This is a genomic window from Streptomyces sp. NPDC017993 (assembly GCF_044328065.1).
Classification (GTDB): Bacteria; Actinomycetota; Actinomycetes; order Streptomycetales; family Streptomycetaceae; genus Streptomyces.
Genome location: NZ_JBIRGO010000003.1, coordinates 170,127 through 186,247 on the forward strand (window position 1 = coordinate 170,127; position 16,121 = coordinate 186,247).

The 16,121-nt window shown below is 68.9% G+C and carries 13 protein-coding genes and 2 pseudogenes; 6 read left to right on the plus strand and 9 right to left on the minus strand.

The window, feature by feature from the left end; translation table 11 throughout:
• Nucleotides 1-472 (minus strand): annotated as a pseudogene (locus ACH4FH_RS06075) (hypothetical protein); the annotation flags it as partial.
• A 1,165-nt stretch (nt 473-1,637) separates the two neighbouring features.
• Between ACH4FH_RS06075 and ACH4FH_RS06080 the strand changes: the two are divergent.
• From ACH4FH_RS06080 to ACH4FH_RS06090, 3 genes are all read left to right on the plus strand, one after another.
• A complete protein-coding gene (locus ACH4FH_RS06080) occupies nt 1,638-1,877 on the plus strand; it encodes a hypothetical protein (RefSeq protein WP_393893444.1) in 240 nt (79 codons plus the stop codon).
• Nucleotides 1,878-2,197: 320 nt separating this feature from the next.
• The gene (locus ACH4FH_RS06085) at nt 2,198-2,482 is read left to right on the plus strand and encodes a hypothetical protein (RefSeq protein ID WP_398554529.1); all 285 of its coding nucleotides are present in this window, start codon (nt 2,198-2,200) and stop codon (nt 2,480-2,482) included.
• A gap of 132 nt (nt 2,483-2,614) precedes the next feature.
• Complete coding sequence (locus ACH4FH_RS06090) at nt 2,615-2,932, plus strand: hypothetical protein (protein ID WP_398554530.1); 318 nt, start codon at nt 2,615-2,617, stop codon at nt 2,930-2,932.
• Between the two features lie 258 nt (nt 2,933-3,190).
• On the opposite strand, the gene ACH4FH_RS06095 is transcribed toward ACH4FH_RS06090, so the two are convergent.
• The 7 genes from ACH4FH_RS06095 to ACH4FH_RS06125 form a co-directional block, all read right to left on the minus strand.
• Nucleotides 3,191-4,057 (minus strand): GNAT family N-acetyltransferase, encoded by an 867-nt coding sequence (locus tag ACH4FH_RS06095; protein WP_398554531.1) that lies wholly within the window; start codon nt 4,055-4,057, stop codon nt 3,191-3,193.
• A 467-nt stretch (nt 4,058-4,524) separates the two neighbouring features.
• Nucleotides 4,525-4,800 carry a hypothetical protein gene (locus tag ACH4FH_RS06100; protein ID WP_398554532.1) on the minus strand — a complete coding sequence of 92 codons (276 nt, stop codon included), beginning with the start codon at nt 4,798-4,800 and terminating at the stop codon, nt 4,525-4,527.
• Nucleotides 4,801-4,950: 150 nt separating this feature from the next.
• Nucleotides 4,951-5,787, minus strand: a complete 837-nt coding sequence (locus ACH4FH_RS06105; RefSeq protein WP_398554533.1) for a hypothetical protein — start codon at nt 5,785-5,787, stop codon at nt 4,951-4,953.
• A gap of 965 nt (nt 5,788-6,752) precedes the next feature.
• Entirely contained in the window at nt 6,753-7,025 is a 273-nt protein-coding gene (locus tag ACH4FH_RS06110; protein WP_398554534.1) for a hypothetical protein, read from the minus strand.
• Nucleotides 7,026-7,330: 305 nt separating this feature from the next.
• On the minus strand, nt 7,331-7,831 hold the full coding sequence (locus tag ACH4FH_RS06115; protein ID WP_398554535.1) for a hypothetical protein: 501 nt from the start codon (nt 7,829-7,831) through the stop codon (nt 7,331-7,333).
• A 1,000-nt stretch (nt 7,832-8,831) separates the two neighbouring features.
• Nucleotides 8,832-10,277, minus strand: a complete 1,446-nt coding sequence (locus ACH4FH_RS06120) for a glyceraldehyde-3-phosphate dehydrogenase (RefSeq protein ID WP_398554536.1) — start codon at nt 10,275-10,277, stop codon at nt 8,832-8,834.
• Between the two features lie 341 nt (nt 10,278-10,618).
• A complete protein-coding gene (locus ACH4FH_RS06125) occupies nt 10,619-12,838 on the minus strand; it encodes an NADP-dependent isocitrate dehydrogenase (protein WP_398554537.1) in 2,220 nt (739 codons plus the stop codon).
• A 773-nt stretch (nt 12,839-13,611) separates the two neighbouring features.
• On the opposite strand from ACH4FH_RS06125, the pseudogene gvpJ reads away from it, so the two are divergent.
• The 3 genes and pseudogenes from gvpJ to ACH4FH_RS06140 form a co-directional block, all read left to right on the plus strand.
• Nucleotides 13,612-13,887 (plus strand): annotated as a pseudogene (gene gvpJ / locus ACH4FH_RS06130) (gas vesicle protein GvpJ); the annotation flags it as partial.
• A 13-nt stretch (nt 13,888-13,900) separates the two neighbouring features.
• A complete protein-coding gene (locus ACH4FH_RS06135) occupies nt 13,901-14,614 on the plus strand; it encodes a GvpL/GvpF family gas vesicle protein (RefSeq protein WP_398554538.1) in 714 nt (237 codons plus the stop codon).
• A gap of 347 nt (nt 14,615-14,961) precedes the next feature.
• Nucleotides 14,962-15,387 carry a DUF2267 domain-containing protein gene (locus ACH4FH_RS06140; protein ID WP_398554539.1) on the plus strand — a complete coding sequence of 142 codons (426 nt, stop codon included), beginning with the start codon at nt 14,962-14,964 and terminating at the stop codon, nt 15,385-15,387.
• A 138-nt stretch (nt 15,388-15,525) separates the two neighbouring features.
• Here ACH4FH_RS06140 and ACH4FH_RS06145 read toward each other — a convergent pair whose 3' ends face one another.
• Nucleotides 15,526-16,059: a hypothetical protein gene (locus tag ACH4FH_RS06145; RefSeq protein ID WP_398554540.1), complete on the minus strand. Its 534-nt coding sequence runs from the start codon at nt 16,057-16,059 to the stop codon at nt 15,526-15,528.
• Nucleotides 16,060-16,121 lie beyond the last annotated feature (62 nt).

Here is a 16,121-nt window from a genome sequence, read left to right on the forward strand (position 1 = left end):
GCTGGGGGGCAGCCTGCGGCGCGGGCTGGGGTGCGGCCTGAGGAGCCTGGGCCTGGGGGGCAGGCTGCGGTGCGGCCTGCGGAGCCTGAGCCTGCGGCGCCTGAGCCTGCGGAGCCGGCTGGGGGGCAGCCTGCGGCGCGGGCTGGGGTGCGGCCTGAGGAGCCTGGGCCTGGGGGGCAGGCTGCGGTGCGGCCTGCGGAGCCTGAGCCTGCGGGGCCTGGGCCTGGGGGGCAGGCTGGGGTGCGGCCTGCGGAGCCTGAGCCTGCGGGGCCTGCGCCTGGGGAGCCTGCGCCTGCGGAGCCTGAGCCTGGGGGGCACCCTGTGCAGAAGCCCCTGCGGCGGACTGCGTGACGGCCCACGCAGTTACCTGCGGGCCGGCACCGGCCTCGTCAGCGAAGCTGACGCCGGCGCCGAGGCTGGACAGACAGCCGACCGCTGCGACGATGATGGCCACTCGTTGAATTTTGCGCATGGAACTCTTGATCCTTCACTGCGGGTGAATGACGCTGACAGGTGCAACTACTGAGGGTGAATATAGGCAGGCAAAAAGTAGCCATCGTGGATTTCACCCTGTATCGCGCATCGTGTCGGGACTGCGAGAGAGGGCCTTCTCTCGCAGATCTTCGACGGCGCCACTGCGGCGCGCTTTGGCCGCGTCGGCGCGGACGACCGATTTCATCACTCCCCTGTGGTGCCGGAAGGTGTCCCATGAGGCTCTATGGCATGTCCCCTGACTGCGATAACTGCCGCTGAGGGCCGCGGGGTAGACCCCTTGGCGAAATTGGGGACGTAGCCGTGACGAACGCAGTCGCCACTCCCTGTGGGGCAACGAGGTGTCCCCCCGGTCTGGTCACGGCAGTTGGTGGACAGTCACCCGTTTGTCTCTGGGGTGGCGTCAATGGTTGCGCGCAACCTCAACAACTGCTGTGTGAAGCCTGAACGGTGTGCCCCAGGTGCACTTCAGTCCCGGGCCACGAAGGATCGCCGTTCGGCGGGCTTGGGCGGGCCTCGGCGCTCGCCGGCGGTCCGCTTGCGGAGGGCCTCGTGGTGCGCAAGGTCGAACATCTGTCGTGCGGGACAACGGATTCCGCCCGGACGGGGCGCCGTAAGGCAGATAAACGCACGGGACGGCTTCACGCGGCCTGCCGGTTCGGTTCTCGTTAGCTGTATGACGTTTTCGCCGCCGCGGGGGACGTTCGTCGATAATGTAAACGCGAGTTGACGCACGGCGTGGTGAGTTACGCCGAGTTGACGGGCGCTGGTCCGAGGTTGCGTCCTTCGCCCAAGAGGGCCTTGGTGACCGCATTCAGTTCCCGATCCCTCGGGCAGTCAATCGGCCTTTCGGGGAACGGCCTCAGCGAGCGTGCGAGCCCATGACCGCCTGAATAGCGCTGAGTTGACCGTCGAGACCTTCTGGTACTCATGTCGAACCTCCCGAACTCCCCTCTCGCTCAGGCTTCGTGTCGACCGATCGGGCGCCACGGAATGGCGGCGTACGGACCGGCGAAAGGAGTCTGTCGAGGGTCGACACAGACCGCGCAACGGAGTGGAACCCGCGCGATGACTACTGCTAGTGTCCGGGCGATCACACCTGGCAATCAGGTGTCCATGCAAGGTAACGAAGGACCGAGGGTTCCATGCGCAAGCTTCAGCAGGTCGCGATCGTCGCCGCAGCGGCCGGCGGTCTGTCCGCCATCGGTGCCGGCGTCGGCACTGCCTATGCCCACGGCGGAACGCAGGTGAACGACCTGTACCGCCCGTACCAGGAGTGCAGCCCGCAGACGGTGGTTGAGAACAACCTGCCGCTCGGTGTTCTCGCCGTCCCGCAGACCTGGGGTACCACCTGCGGCCAGTTCAACCACGCCTTCTCCCGCTAAGTCGCCGGGACAGCCGCACCCGACGATCGCCTCGGGCCCTTCGGGGGTGATGGTCCCCCTGGAGGGCCCGTTGGTCTGCGGGTACGCCCGAATGATCGCCGCACGTGAGCGGCCGAACGGGTGGTTTGCCGCAGACGCCTGATGCCGTTGCAGCCCCAGCATTCCCGGGATATGGGACTGCTGGCAGGTGGCTGCCCGTTCGTGACAGCGAAAGCACCCGGCGCGTCACTCAGCGACTGTCGGAGCTTGTCGCAATAACCTCCGCAACTGCACGAAGTAGATCAACTTCGTTTCGCGTCTGCACACTCCTCGGAGGAGAAATGCGCAAGCTTCAGAAGGCCGCTGTCGTAGCGGTCGCCCTCGGCAGCCTCGGCTTCCTCGGTGCCGGCACCTCGTACGCCGGTGACGAGCACGGCCGCCACGTCGGTATCGGCCAGGACGCCAACTGTAAGTCGCACGACCTGAACGTCGACGTTCTCGGCGAGGTCGGCGTCCTCAACGGCGTGCTCGGCAACGCGCTCAACGGTGAGGGCGACGCGGGATCGCAGAAGACCTCCCCGATCGGTTCGGGGATGGGCTGCAGCAACAGCGCCTTCAGCAAGTAAGCAAGTAATCGGAAGGGGTTCTGGTGCCCGGGGCGCAAGCTCGGGCACCAGAACCCGCTTTCTCATTGGTCCGGGCGCGGGCCCGTTCGCGGTGCCCGGCTCCCGGGTATCGATCACAAAGGAACGCAGCACATGTTCAGTCGGAAGAAGATCGCAGCCGTCACAGCGCTCCTGGGCGGCCTCGCCGTAACCGGCGCCGTCGCCCCCCAGGCGTACGCGGCGGAAGCGTCCAGCCTCTGCGCCTCGTCCGTCCAGGGCAGTGCGATGTGTCCCCCGGGGGGCGCCGACCTCGCGAATGAGGACAGCAGATACCGAATCAGCCAGGTCCAGAGCTGCATGCCGACGAACCCCTTGGAAGTGCCCGTACGCGGCCTGCTGAACCCTGGGAGCACGCAGCTCGGTCCGGCCATGCACTGCTCCAACCAGGCGCCAGGGACCGAAGGACGTTAGTCCTCACATGCGTTGAGCCCAGCGACGAGTTGAGCCTTCTGTAGGTCCGGGCAGGTGACCTGCACGGTGTCCACGGCTGTCTCCTGCACATCGTGACCACAGCGGTGAGCATCCTCTCGAACGGTGGATGGCTGGACCGGGATCATCCCGGTCCAGCCATCCACCGTTTGGCTTGCCGTTAGGAGTGACCGCGGATGCCTGAGAGAGGGTCGGCACCGTTCAAGGCCAGTTTCGGCGGGGCGTCACACCCGGAAGGCGCTAGGCGTCCCGGTGTTGGTCCCGGACCTCGGGGCGTTGCTGGAAGCCGGCTGAGGTGTAGGTGGCGACGGCGCCTACGTTGGAGCTCGGGGTGCAGACGATCGCGCTCGACGAGCCCAGCTCCTGGAGTGCGGCCGCTGCGGCGACGGTGATCGCCTCGCCGTAGCCGTGACGGCGATGTTCCCGGTGCACGCCCATCGGTTCGAGCAATCCGGGCCTGCCAGGGCCGGCCGACCACACCGTCACCGCCGCCACCGCGTTGCCCCGGCCGTCGTACGCGACCAGACACCGGGCGTCGGCGTACGGCAACCCGGCCGCCATCGTGTGCCAGCGCTCGTCCGTGAAGCTCGACCGGTCGAACGCTGCCCGAAGTACGGTGGCAAGCACGTGCGCCTGCTCCGGCCCGACCACCTCGATCCGCACGCCTGGGTCCTTCACCGGATCCGAGAGGTCGCGGCGCAGCGGAGTCCACGGCTCGTCGGCATTCCAGCCGTACTCGAACAGCAGATCATGGACCAGTGCACCCATAGGCGCCTCGACGTTCACCTTGCCCTCGGGCAGTACGCCGCGCTCCGGCTCGGTCAGGTCTTCAACCAACTGCTGCGCCAGTTCCTCCTCCTGCTGAGCGTCTGGCGCGATCGTGAGCCGCAACAGCCCGGGACCGTCCAGCAGCCCGACGGCGAGAATCTCTCCGTCCCGGCTCCACGTCCTGACCGCCGCGGCGGTCGCTTCCGCACCGAACCGCCAGAACCAGCCCAGGTCCCCCGGATGCAATTGCATCGGCGCCCCCTCGTGCTGCCACTCCCGCAGCACGCTCACAGCCGCGCTCAACCCGTCCACTCCCGGCTTGCCCAACACAATCGTCATGCGCCCGATCACACACCACCGCATCGACAATCCGCACCCGGTTTCCGGCCGACCGGGGTGGTTGCGGGTTCGGCGACCGCGACGTGTGGCAGGAAGGGCAGAAGGGTTGCAGCTCGAAGGTCGCCGGCATCGGTCACGCTGACGGCACAACTCCGGGGATTCTGCGGGTATATACGCCGCAACTAAGGGCCCGGCCAGGGGATTGGGTGGCCAGTAGCTCAGCTACCTCTCGCGGCGCTGTATTCACCTAGGGCGTGAACAGGCATCGATGTTGCCAACAGCCCGGCCTCCGGCGGGGTTGATGGCGGTCTGCGCATGTCTGGGGTTGGCAGGCCGTCGTCCGGCTCGCGCGGCTGGTGCCAATCATCTCCTCGGCCTGGGGCCGAAGCGCGGGCAAGAATGAGTCCCGGCGCCGGGCCTGAGGCGCGGCGCCGGGACTCATTTCGGTTCCCTGCGTGACTACTTGCTCAGAAGGCGTGGTTCTCGCAGCTCATCTTCGAGCCCAGGCTGGTGGGCTGCGCGCCGGGGTTGCCTTCGCCGTTGAGCGCGTTGCCGAGCACGCCGTTGAGAACCCCGACCGCGCCGAGCACGTCGATGTTCATGTCGTGCGAACGGCACTCGGAGCCCTGCCGGACGTCGAAGTCGTGGCCCGGCTCGCCGTGGGCGGAGGCGGTGCCGACGCCGAGCGCACCGGCGCTGCCGATGGCGGCGGCCAGGACAACGGCCTTGTAAAGCTTGCGCATTTCATTCTCCGGTGATCGAGGGATTCGTTGTGAAGGTGGTCGATGTGCTTGCTGCCGCGAGAGCTCCGTGTACGAGGCCCCGCGGCTGCTGGGGAGCCCAACGCCGCTGGTGCTGCGGTCCGGTGAACCCACCGGGCCGTGCTGGAGCGGTCAGGCCATCCGGGGCAGGTCCAGCTGTCCCACCGGAGAGGCCGCCAGCCGTCCGAGCCCGACCGGGGAGACCTGGGGGACTCCAGGGGAGATCAGCGGGTTGATCAGAGGGTTGACCTGCGGGTTGACCTGGGGGTTGACCTGCGGCGCAGCCTGCGGGAGGTTCTGCGGCTGGACGGCCTGCGGGACGGCGACCTGCGGCGCGACCATGGGGGTCACCTGCGGGGCTGCCTGCGGGGCCACCTGCGGGACGACCTGCGGGGACTGCTGTTGCGGAGCCGGAGCCTGGGGGGCGGCCTGCTGCGGAGCCGACGGCTGCGCGGAAGCCTGCGCAGCGCCGTGCGATGCCGCCCAGGCGTTGGCCTGGGGGGCGGGCTGCTGCGGCGCGGGGGCCTGCGGGGCCGGCTGCGGCGCGTACTGCTGGGGAGCCGGCGGCTGCGCGGAAGCCTGCGAAGCGCCCTGCGAAGCGGCTCCCGCAGTGGCCTGGGGGGCGTACTGCTGCTGCGGCGCGGGGGCCTGGGGGGCCGGCTGCGGCGCGTACTGCTGCGGCGCGGGGGCCTGGGGGGCCGGCTGCGGCGCGTACTGCTGGGGAGCCGGAGCCTGGGGGGCCGGCTGCGGCGCGTACTGCTGCGGCGCGGGAGCCTGGGGGGCCTGCTGCTGCGGCGGGGCGTACTGCTGAGGAGCCGGAGCCTGCGGAGCCTCCTGCTGTGGAGCAGTCGCCTGCGGGGCGCCACCGTTGTACCCGCTGGGAGAATCGGCGTGGCTCACGCCGACACCGATGGCGGAAAGACCGCCTGCCGCTGCGACGATGAGCGCGGCCCGTTGAAGCTTGCGCATAAAACCCTCGGCCCTTCATTACCTGTATGGAAATCTGACTACGTAGTGCTGTCTTGAGTGCACTAAAGAGACGCTCGCGGGCTACGCGCCCTGCGCACCGCGCGCCCACCACGGCGGAAGCGTCCGGCAGGAATGCGATGGGATCCGCTGCGCAGTCCGCCAACGCCCCCGAATCCGACTACGCACCGCACCCCTCCTCCGATTCGCGTCGGACAACATTGCCCGCGTGGTCGCCGCAGACCGCTGTCCCGTCACCAAGGGAGAGAATCCGGGACGTCGACCCAGAGGGTCGTTCGCTCTTCCCTCCCAGCGGGCAACGGGAATCCCCCTGGCACAGTCACGGGAACCGGTGCACCGTCACCCATTTGCTCATCGCCATGAATCATTTGGAGTGTTGGTCGAGACGCGTCCGCCAAGACGCGATGTGTGTGCCTGTGGGTCGAATCCCCAGCTGTGCCGCAGTCGACCGCGGTTGCGTGCGCTCGCGTGGACGAAACTCCGGCGTCGGGGCATTCCGATCCGGGTGGTATGCGCCTCGACGGTGCGTGAGTTGCAGGCTGCTCAAGCCGGCGTCGCTCGGGGCTCTCGGGAAGGCCCGTGAGCACGCGGCAGTTCGGCGAGCGGGTGCCTGTGCGGCTGTCCGGGGCGGGTGCGTTGGCCTTCATTGTGCGCACCGGCACCGTGCAGTGGGCGAAGCGAGTCGAGAAGCGCGAAGGAGAATCTGTTCGGCGCAGATATTTTCGGAGCAGTTGGCGTCACGCACCAGCCGACTGCGAAGTGCTCATCACATTTTCTGCGAAATGTGGCAGTGGGGCCAAGTGAGCGGATCAGCAACGGGAATCCGACACTTCACCCCGCTTCCCTGACGGGTCAAGGGAATCAGGGCAAGGGGAAAGGGGCCCCGGCGCGACCCTTGTTGGTCGGGCGCCGGGACCCCTTCAGTGATCTACGGGACTACCCGTGGATCAGAATGCCTTGTTGTTGCAGCCCATGCTCGAGCCCAGGTGAGTGGACTGGGCGCCCGGGTCACCCTCGCCGTTGAGCGCGTTGCCCAGCAGGCCGTTGAGGATCCCGACCTCACCGAGGACGTCGACGTTCAGGTCGTGCGACTTGCACGACGTGCTCTGCTTGATGTCGAAGTCGCCGCCGGGGCCACCGGCGAACGCGGTGCCCGCGCCCATGAAACCGAGGCTACCGAGGGCGGCGACCACGACAGCGGCCTTGTGGAGCTTACGCATTTCTCCTCCGAGGATTGAAGCGAAGTGGCTGTGATGTACTGACTTCGTACAATTTGGGAGGTTATTGGTTGGTCTCCCGTAACCGCGCGCGACGCGCCGGGATACGCGGGCGAGAAGTCGGAAGCCGCCTGGGAATCCCCGTAGTTCAGGGCTTCCACAAGCGGAAACAGTCGCAGCGTGCTGCGCGGAACCACCTGTTCGGCGGCGCGACTCGGAGCGCACTCGGGCATGCCGCAGACGGAAAGCGGGCCCTTCGAGGAGTCCCCCGAAGGGCCACGGTTGCCTCGCCGGCGAGTTCAGCTGCCTTACCTGGCAGTGGCGAAGGCGTTGGCCTGGCTGTTGGCCTGGGTGCAGGAGAAGCCCTGGGTCGAAGGGGCGGCGAGCAGGCCGACCGGGACGTTGGCGTCGAGCACGGACTGCGGGCTGCACTCCTGGTACGGGCGGAAGGAGTTGTTCTGCTCCTGCGGAGCGGACTGCGGCACGACCTGCGAGACCATGGGGGAGAGCTGCGGGTTGAGCTGCGGGTTGAGCTGCGGACTGACCTGAGGGGCCTGCTGCGGGGCGGCGGCAGGCGCGGGGGCGGCCTGGGGGGCGGCCTGCTGCGGAGTGGCACCCGATCCGTAAGCGTGCGAGGTGGCCTGCGAAGCGGTCCAGGCGGTTGCCTGGGGCGCGGCCTGCGGAGCAGCCGCCTGCGGGGCGACCCCGTTGTACCCGACGGGAGCGTCGGCGATGCCCACGCCGGCGCCGGTGGCGGACAGACCGCCGGCCGCTGCGACGATGAGCGCGACCTGCTGAAGCTTGCGCATAAAACCCTCAGCCCTTCATTACCTGTATGGAAATCTGACTATGTTCTGACTTTTTGCTGCTGTCTTGAGCGGAGAACAGAGGCGACTGCCGGCGCCATGCCCTGAGCGCCGTGTGCCGACTACGGCGGAGGCGTGCGGCAGGAATGTGACGGGCCCCGCTGCGCGGCCCGCCGGCGTTCCCCGACTCCGACGACGCACCGCATCTCTCTCCTCCGATCCGCGTCGGACGACATTGCCGGCATGGTCGCGACAGGCCGCTGCCCCGTCATCGAGAAGAGGTGTTCCCGACGTCGGCACACAGGGCCGTTCGCTGTTCCCTCCCAGCGGGCAACGGGAATCTCCTCGGAGCGGTCACGGGAACCGGTGCACCGTCACCCATTTGCCCACCGCCTTGAATCATTTGGAGTGTTGCCGGCCTTGTCTTCGCAGGAGGGCCCGTGATCGCAACGTGGCCGGCTCGTTGCTGGAGCGGCCTCTGTGCGGGTGCAGCGGAGAGGTCTGGCACCCGGGCGCCGGGCATGCGTGTCGAAATGGCAGGCGCGCAGCGGAATTTGAGGAATGGGCTGGGGAAGTCCGGGGCGGTCCAAGGATGGTGGCGCCGCTCGTACCGGCATACCGGCGTGGCTCAAGTGCGAGGTGAGGCCCGGCCGGCGGGCAAGGGTGACGGCCAGCGCGGAAGGGCTAATAACACGCTGACCGCCGATCTTCTCTCACCAGAGAGAAGCCCCATCATGGTAGGCGACCGCCGGGTTTTGTCGTCCCCGTGCCGAAGGGTGATTGCCGTGTACGAGGCAGGGCTCAACGAGTGCCGGGGAGTTACCGGCGGTGCGGCGTGGTGCTTTCGGCGTGGCTTCAGGGACGGGGTGCGGCCGCTCGTGCGGGGGAGTACGCCGGCGCCCGGCCGGCGGGCGGCGGTGGGGTGCATCGGATGCCGATCGGCACCTGGATGTCGCCCACCGCCGCCCCGCCTGCCGGGCGCCGGATCAGTGGTCCGCCGTGATCAGACCGCGGGGGCCGGGTAGGTCGGGTACTCCACCCCGGAGACGTGCTGCACGACGCGGATGACCTGGCAGGAGTAGCCGAACTCGTTGTCGTACCAGAGGTAGAGGATGGCGTCGTCGCCCTCGACCTTGGTGGCGCCGGCGTCGATGATCGAGGCGTGGCGCGAGCCGATGAAGTCGCTGGAGACCGCGTCAGGGGCGCTGATGAAGTCGATCTGGCGCTTCAGCGGCGAGGCCAGCGACACGTCGCGGAGGTAGTCGAGGACCTCCTCGCGGGTGGTCTCGCGCGCGAGCCGGAGGTTGAGGATCGCGATCGAGACGTTCGGCACCGGGACGCGGATCGAGCTGCCGGTGATCCGGGCCTTGAGGTCGGGCAGCGCCTTGGCGACGGCGGAGGCGGCGCCGGTCTCGGTGAGGACCATGTTGAGCGGCGCCGAGCGGCCGCGGCGGTCGGAGTTGTGGTAGTTGTCCAGCAGGTTCTGGTCGTTGGTGAACGAGTGGACGGTCTCCACGTGACCGCGCAGGACACCGTACTCGTCCGCCATCGCCTTCAGCGGCGGGACGATCGCGTTGGTGGTGCAGGACGCGCAGGAGAGGATCTGCTCGTCCGGCTTGATGGTGTCGTGGTTGACGCCGTGGACGATGTTGGGAACGTCGCCCTTGCCCGGTGCGGTCAGGACGACCTTGTCGATGCCGGGGCGGAGGTGCTTCGACAGGCCCTCGCGGTCGCGCCACTTACCGGTGTTGTCGATGAGGATGGCGTACTTGAGGCCGTACGCCGTGTAGTCGACCTCGGACGGGTCGTTGGCGTAGATGACCTTGATCTCGTTGCCGTTGGCGATGATCGTGCTGTTCGCCTCGTCGACGGTGATCGTGCCCTGGAACTGGCCGTGGATGGAGTCGCGGCGCAGCAGGGAGGCGCGCTTGACGAGATCCTGCTCGCCGCCCTGGCGGACGACGACGGCGCGCAGCCGCAGGCCGTTGCCGGAGCCGGCCTTCTCGATCAGCAGGCGGGCGACGAGGCGGCCGATGCGGCCGAAGCCGTAGAGGACGACGTCGCGGGGCTCGCGGCGCTCGATCTTGTCGGCACCCGTGGCGCCGTCGACGGCGTCGGCGGTGAACTCGGCCACGGACAGACCGCGGTCGTCGGTCTTGTACGTCGCGGCGAGCATGCCGATGTCGATCTGGGACGGGCCGAGATCGAGCGTGGTGAGAGCCTGCAGGAACGGCAGCGTCTCGGTGACCGAGAGTTCCGCGCCGGCTATCTGGCGGGCGAACCGGTGGGTCTTGAGGATGCTGACCACCGACTTGTTCACCAGGGAGCGGCTGTGGAGCAGGACCGTGACGTCCCGCTCCCGGTGCAGCTTCCCGATGATCGGGATCATCGACTCCGCGATCTCCTCGCGGTTTTTCCAGTTGGTGAACGAGTCGTCATTGACAGTCACAGGTTTATCTTTCGAGCTAGGCGGTGCTCATATGCTATCGCCCTGCTTTTTCGATCATTCAATCGGTATCGCCCGGGAGGGATGCCGTGATCGGGCGCCATGTCACACCGGCGCGGCGCAGGGGTAGCTTCGTGGGCACAGAGGTGGAGTTGTGGTGATTCGTGGCGATGGGTGCGTGGGTGCGCCCTGCGGGGTGTGCGCTTGCGGACACAGCTCCGCCCCGGCGGGTGCGTGCCTGCCGGGGCGGAGCTGCTGCGGAGGTGAGGGGCCCCAGGGGGCAGCGGGGATCACTTCGGGGCGATGACCGCACCTCTGGGGCCCCTCCCTCCGCGGTCGCCTTGTCAGCCGAGGTTCTTAAGGGCCTGGCTGAAGGTCTTCGACGCGCGCATGACGGCGGCGGCCTTGGACGCGGCGGGGTGGTAGTAGCCGCCGATGTCGGCCGGGGAGCCCTGGACCGCGATCAGCTCGTCGACGATCGTCTGCTCCTGCTCCTTCAGCGTCTTGGCCAGGGCCGCGAACGCCTCCGCGAGGGGTGCGTCCTCGGTCTGCTTCGCCAGCTCCTGCGCCCAGTAGAGCGCCAGGTAGAAGTGGCTGCCGCGGTTGTCGATGCCGCCCAGCTTCCGGCTCGGCGACTTGTCCTCCTCCAGGAAGGTGGCAGTCGCGCGGTCGAGGGTGTCGGCGAGGATCTGGGCACGCGCGTTGTCCGTGGTCTGCGCGAGGTGCTCGAAGCTCACGGCCAGGGCCAGGAACTCGCCCAGGCTGTCCCAGCGCAGGTAGTTCTCCTTGACGAGCTGCTGCACGTGCTTGGGCGCGGAGCCGCCGGCGCCGGTCTCGAACAGTCCGCCGCCGTTCATGAGCGGGACGATCGAGAGCATCTTGGCGCTGGTGCCGAGCTCAAGGATCGGGAACAGGTCGGTCAGGTAGTCACGCAGGACGTTGCCGGTGACCGAGATGGTGTCCTCGCCGCGGCGAATACGCTCCAGCGAGAACGCGATCGCGTCGGACGGTGCCATGATCTCGATCTGCAGGCCGTCGGTGTCGTGCTCGGGGAGGTAGGTCTTGACCTTCTCGATGAGGCTCGCGTCGTGCGCGCGGCCCTCGTCGAGCCAGAACACGGCCGGGTTGCCGGTCGCGCGGGCCCGGGAGACGGCGAGCTTGACCCAGTCCCTGATCGGCAGGTCCTTCGTCTGGCACATGCGCCAGATGTCGCCCGCGCCGACCACGTGCTCCAGCACGGCGTTGCCGTTGCCGTCGACGACCCGCACCGTACCGGTGGTGGGGATCTCGAAGGTCTTGTCGTGGCTGCCGTACTCCTCGGCCTTCTGCGCCATGAGGCCGACGTTGGGCACCGAGCCCATCGTCGACGGGTCGTAGGCGCCGTTGGCGCGGCAGTCGTCGATGACGACCTGGTAGATGCCGGCGTAGCTGCTGTCGGGGATGACGGCGAGGGTGTCGGCCTCGCCGCCGTCCGGGCCCCACATGTGGCCGGAGGTGCGGATCATCGCCGGCATGGAGGCGTCGACGATGACGTCACTCGGGACGTGCAGGTTGGTGATGCCGCGGTCGGAGTCGACCATCGCCAGCTCGGGGCCCTCGGCGAGCTCCGCCTCGAAGGACGCCTTGATCTTCGGACCCTCGGGCAGCGACTCCAGGCCCTTGAGGATGCCGCCGAGCCCGTCGTTCGGGGTCAGGCCGGCCGCGGCGAGCGCCTCGCCGTGCGCGGCGAAGGTCTTGGGGAAGAAGGCCCGCACGACATGGCCGAAGATGATCGGGTCCGAGACCTTCATCATCGTGGCCTTCAGGTGCACCGAGAACAGCACGCCCTCGGCCTTGGCGCGGGCGATCTGCGCGGTGAGGAACTCACGCAGCACCGCGACCCGCATGACGGAGCCGTCGACGACCTCGCCCGCCAGGACGGGTACCGACTCGCGCAGGACGGTGGTGCTGCCGTCGTCGCCCACCAGCTCGATCCGCAGCGAGCCGTCCTCGGGGACGATCGCGGACTTCTCGGTGGAGCGGAAGTCGTCGGTGTCCATGTGCGCGACGTTGGTCTTCGAGTCGGCCGTCCAGGCGCCCATGCGGTGCGGGTGCGCCTTGGCGTAGTTCTTCACCGAGGCGGGGGCGCGGCGGTCGGAGTTGCCCTCGCGCAGGACGGGGTTGACCGCGCTGCCCTTGACCTTGTCGTAGCGCGCGCGGACGTCCTTCTCCTCGTCGGTCTTCGGGTCGTCCGGGTAGTCGGGCAGCGCGTAGCCCTGCTCCTGCAGCTCGGCGATGGCCGCCTTCAGCTGCGGGATGGACGCCGAGATGTTCGGCAGCTTGATGATGTTCGCACCGGGCGTCTTCGCCAGCTCGCCGAGCTCGGCGAGCGCGTCATCGACGCGCTGGCCCGGCTCAAGACGCTCGGGGAAGCCGGCGATGATCCGTCCCGCAAGGGAGATATCGCGGCTCTCCACGCTCACCCCGGCCGTCGAGGCGTACGCCTCGATCACAGGCAGGAACGAATACGTCGCCAGGGCCGGGGCCTCGTCGGTGTGCGTATAGATGATGGTCGAGTCAGTCACCGGTGCTCCGCTCCACGTCTGCAACATTGCTCGACATCAAGATATCCCGTGTCCGACCCCCGTGGCACAGGGCCCTGCCCACCCGTGGCACAAAGTCGTCACCGCGCGCGGGCGGCGGCCGGCGTCCGCTCCGCGGGGGCTCCGTGACCTGCGATGCAGTGCCCGCCTCGCGCCCGGCGGTGGGGTAGGTCGTCGACGCGGCCCGCTCGGTGCCGGCGTCGAGAGGGCCGCGGGCGGCTGTCGCCGCCCCCGTGTCCGGGTCCCGACGCTGTCGGTGCAACGCCGCTCCGGGGGTTGAGGGGGCGCGGTCGCGCTGGGTGGGTTACGCATCGCTGTACGCCATTTGGGGTCTTGTGTCATGTAGTGTCGTATATGCGTGAAAAGCGCCTCTTGGGAGAGGGCGCGGGCAGCATGTCGCCTCCGATATCGGAGAGAGAACATGGCCGCAAGCGAAGAGGGCGACCCGGACCGTGGCCGGCGCAGAACCGGCAAGCAGACCGCCGAACGCAGCTGGGGCGTGCGGGTCAGCAGCCTGCGAGAGAGCCATGTGAGCGTGGATCTTGCCGCGTTTCGGAACCGCGGGCCATGCGCGCGCGGCCGGACGACTCCAGGAACTCCTGGGGCGGGTCCCCTACGAACGCACCCCGCCGCTGCACACGAGGCCGGATCAATCGTGACAGGTGACGGCCTGGGGAGCCCACCGGACCGTCGTCCGCAGGGCGAGAGAGAGGGCCACCTCCGCCGAGGCGTGGTGAGCCGAGGAAGGAGGCAGTGTGACTGTGGTGCCGCACAGCGGAGGAACGATGTCGCGGGGCGGGGGCGCCGGAACCGGGAATCTCCACGACATCCTGGATCTGATTCTCGATCGTGGCCTGGTCATCGACGTGTTCGTGCGTGTGTCCTTGGTGGGCACCGAGCTGCTCAAGATCGACGCCCGCACCGCCGGCGCGAACGTGGGCACCTACCTGCGCCTGGCAGCGGCCTGCAATCGCCTCGACCCGGAGGCCGGGCGCCAAGCCCCCTCCCAGCTGACCGACTTCGTCGGCGAGTGAAGGAACAGCCATGGTCGTGTATGTCTACTCGATCGTCGCGACCACGCATCCGCAGCGTCTGGACGACCTCGACGGGGTAGGCGACCAGCCTTCCACCCTCCGCACCGTGCGGAGTGGGAAGCTCGCCGCGGTCGTCAGTGACACGCCGGAGGGCCTGCGTCCCAAGCGCCGCGACCTCGCCGCCCACCAGGCCGTCCAGGAACGGCTGATGGCCGACGGCACGCTCCTGCCACTGCAGTTCGGCCTCACCGCAGCGGACGACGACGCCGTAAGGGCGGCGTTGGAGGAGCGCGCGGAGAAGTACACCACCCGGCTGCGTGTTCTGCAGGGCTGCGCCGAATACCACCTGAAGGCCACCCAGGACGAGGAGTCGCTGCTGCGTCAGATCCTGCTGGACTCCGAGGAGGCGCGCGGGCTCAACGAGGAGATCAAGAGCGGCCGCGGCCGCCCCGACCTGCCGGTCGCCCTCGGGGAACTGATCGCCCGAGAGGTGCGGGCACGCCAGGACAAGCAGGCGACGGAAGTCATCGGCGCTCTCGGCCGGTTGGCCCGCGAGGAGCGTGTCTCGCAGCCGACCGGAGCGGACTTCCTTACGGTGTCCTTCTTGGTGGAAGGCGGCCGCGCGGAGAATTTCGTCTCCGCCGAGAAGGAACTGGCCGCAGAGCTGGGCGAGGACTTCGCCTTCCGGCTCCGCGGCCCTCTGCCCGCGTACAGCTTTGTCTGACGGAGCGTCGTCATGGGCCCGTTCACGCAGATCGTCACGCCCCCTCCGCGAGGCGTTCGCGGAGGGGCGGCGGACCTGGCCGCGCACGTCGGGTGGGGCATCAAGATTTTCGGCGGGAGGCCGGCGGCGGGCGAGCCCGGCTGCCACGCCCCGCCGGGCAGGACGTCCTTCGCCGGGCGGGCGACGGCATCCGGTCATTCGGGCGCCGGCAGCGGTTTCGGCCGAGGCGCAGGGGAAACCCGCCCGGTGCACGTACGAGGGCCGCGTGGCAGCGGCTGCCGGCCAGCGGAGCGGAGGGACCGGCGACGTTCCCGGCGCCGCCCCTCTTCGGGAACGGAGACAGGATCATGCAGCATGACGAGTTGCTCGGTCTGGTGCAGGCGCGCGCCGCGCTCCCGGACCGGGGGAGGGCGGAACGAGCAGTACGGGCGACGCTGGAGACGGTGGCGGAGCGGGTGCCGGCCGGCCTGGCACAGCATTTGGCCGCACAACTGCCGCACGAGATAGCAGAGCCGATGCTGCGGGTATCGGAGGAACACTCTCCCGCCGAGGGCCGGCCGAGCGGGGGCGAGCGCTTCGACCTGACGATCTTCGCGGGCCGTGTCGCCTGGCGCGGCGGGGTCTCGGAGGAAGCCGCCCTCCAGGAGGCGACGGCGGTCTTCGAGGTGCTGGACGCCGCGCTCTCACCGGAGCTGATGGAGAAGCTGAGCCACTCCTTGCCCCATGACATCCGGGAGCTGCTGCCCCTGGCGCGAGCCGAAGAGTTCACCTGACGCGGCGGCTCGGGGCCGGGCGGGCAGTCGGCCGGGGTTCAGTGCTCCAGTTGCTGCTGCGCGCCGTTCCAGGCGTACTGCACCAGCGGGCAACCTCGTTGGGCTGACCGGTTTTCCGGCGGCAGCTGTAGGGGGCGCTCAGTCGGTCTGGTGGGCGTCGCGCGCCGCGTCCACGAAGTTCTCCAGCGCCTCCCAGAAGGGGCTGTACGCCGCGTCGAAATCGGGGTGGGCGTCCGGGGCGCCGGTCAGCTCGGCCTTGAGCGCCTCATAGAAGGGGCCGGTCGCCTTCTGCAGGGAGTGCGCGGCGGCCGCGGCGGTGGGCGGGCCCTCCAGTTCGACGACGCGCGCGCAGCGGCGGATCTTCGCGTATTCGGCGACTTCCCGGTCGTGCAGCACGCGGAGGCTCTCCGTACGGGAGTCGGAGCCGGGAAGGCGGAGCGCGGCCGAGATCTCCCAGTACAACTCGCCGATGCGGTGGGTCTGTTCGATGAGGTCCAGGTAGGCGGTACGCCGGCTCTCGCGCAGCCGCTCGGCGCGTGAGGAGGCGGCGGCGATCTCGGCCTGGATCGTGGCGGCCCGGGTGCTGCCGCGGCTGGTCACCCAGCTGGCGAGGACCGCGGTGCCGCCGGTCAGCGCCGCGATCGCCAGAGTCCACAACGTGCTGTCGCCCACGGGGCGTCACGATACAGAGGCTTCGGCGGCGGGAGGTGTCGGGGACGGCTGCTCAAGCCCGC

Excerpts from the sequence above, each read along its gene's own strand:
- ACH4FH_RS06080 (WP_393893444.1), top strand. The coding sequence starts at position 1,638 with ATGCGCAAGCTTCAGCAGGTCGCGATCGTCGCCGCAGCGGCCGGCGGT.
- ACH4FH_RS06085 (WP_398554529.1), top strand. The coding sequence starts at position 2,198 with ATGCGCAAGCTTCAGAAGGCCGCTGTCGTAGCGGTCGCCCTCGGCAGC.
- ACH4FH_RS06090 (WP_398554530.1), top strand. The coding sequence starts at position 2,615 with ATGTTCAGTCGGAAGAAGATCGCAGCCGTCACAGCGCTCCTGGGCGGC.
- ACH4FH_RS06095 (WP_398554531.1), bottom strand. The coding sequence starts at position 4,057 with ATGACGATTGTGTTGGGCAAGCCGGGAGTGGACGGGTTGAGCGCGGCT.
- ACH4FH_RS06100 (WP_398554532.1), bottom strand. The coding sequence starts at position 4,800 with ATGCGCAAGCTTTACAAGGCCGTTGTCCTGGCCGCCGCCATCGGCAGC.
- ACH4FH_RS06105 (WP_398554533.1), bottom strand. The coding sequence starts at position 5,787 with ATGCGCAAGCTTCAACGGGCCGCGCTCATCGTCGCAGCGGCAGGCGGT.
- ACH4FH_RS06110 (WP_398554534.1), bottom strand. The coding sequence starts at position 7,025 with ATGCGTAAGCTCCACAAGGCCGCTGTCGTGGTCGCCGCCCTCGGTAGC.
- ACH4FH_RS06115 (WP_398554535.1), bottom strand. The coding sequence starts at position 7,831 with ATGCGCAAGCTTCAGCAGGTCGCGCTCATCGTCGCAGCGGCCGGCGGT.
- ACH4FH_RS06135 (WP_398554538.1), top strand. The coding sequence starts at position 13,901 with ATGGTCGTGTATGTCTACTCGATCGTCGCGACCACGCATCCGCAGCGT.
- ACH4FH_RS06140 (WP_398554539.1), top strand. The coding sequence starts at position 14,962 with ATGCAGCATGACGAGTTGCTCGGTCTGGTGCAGGCGCGCGCCGCGCTC.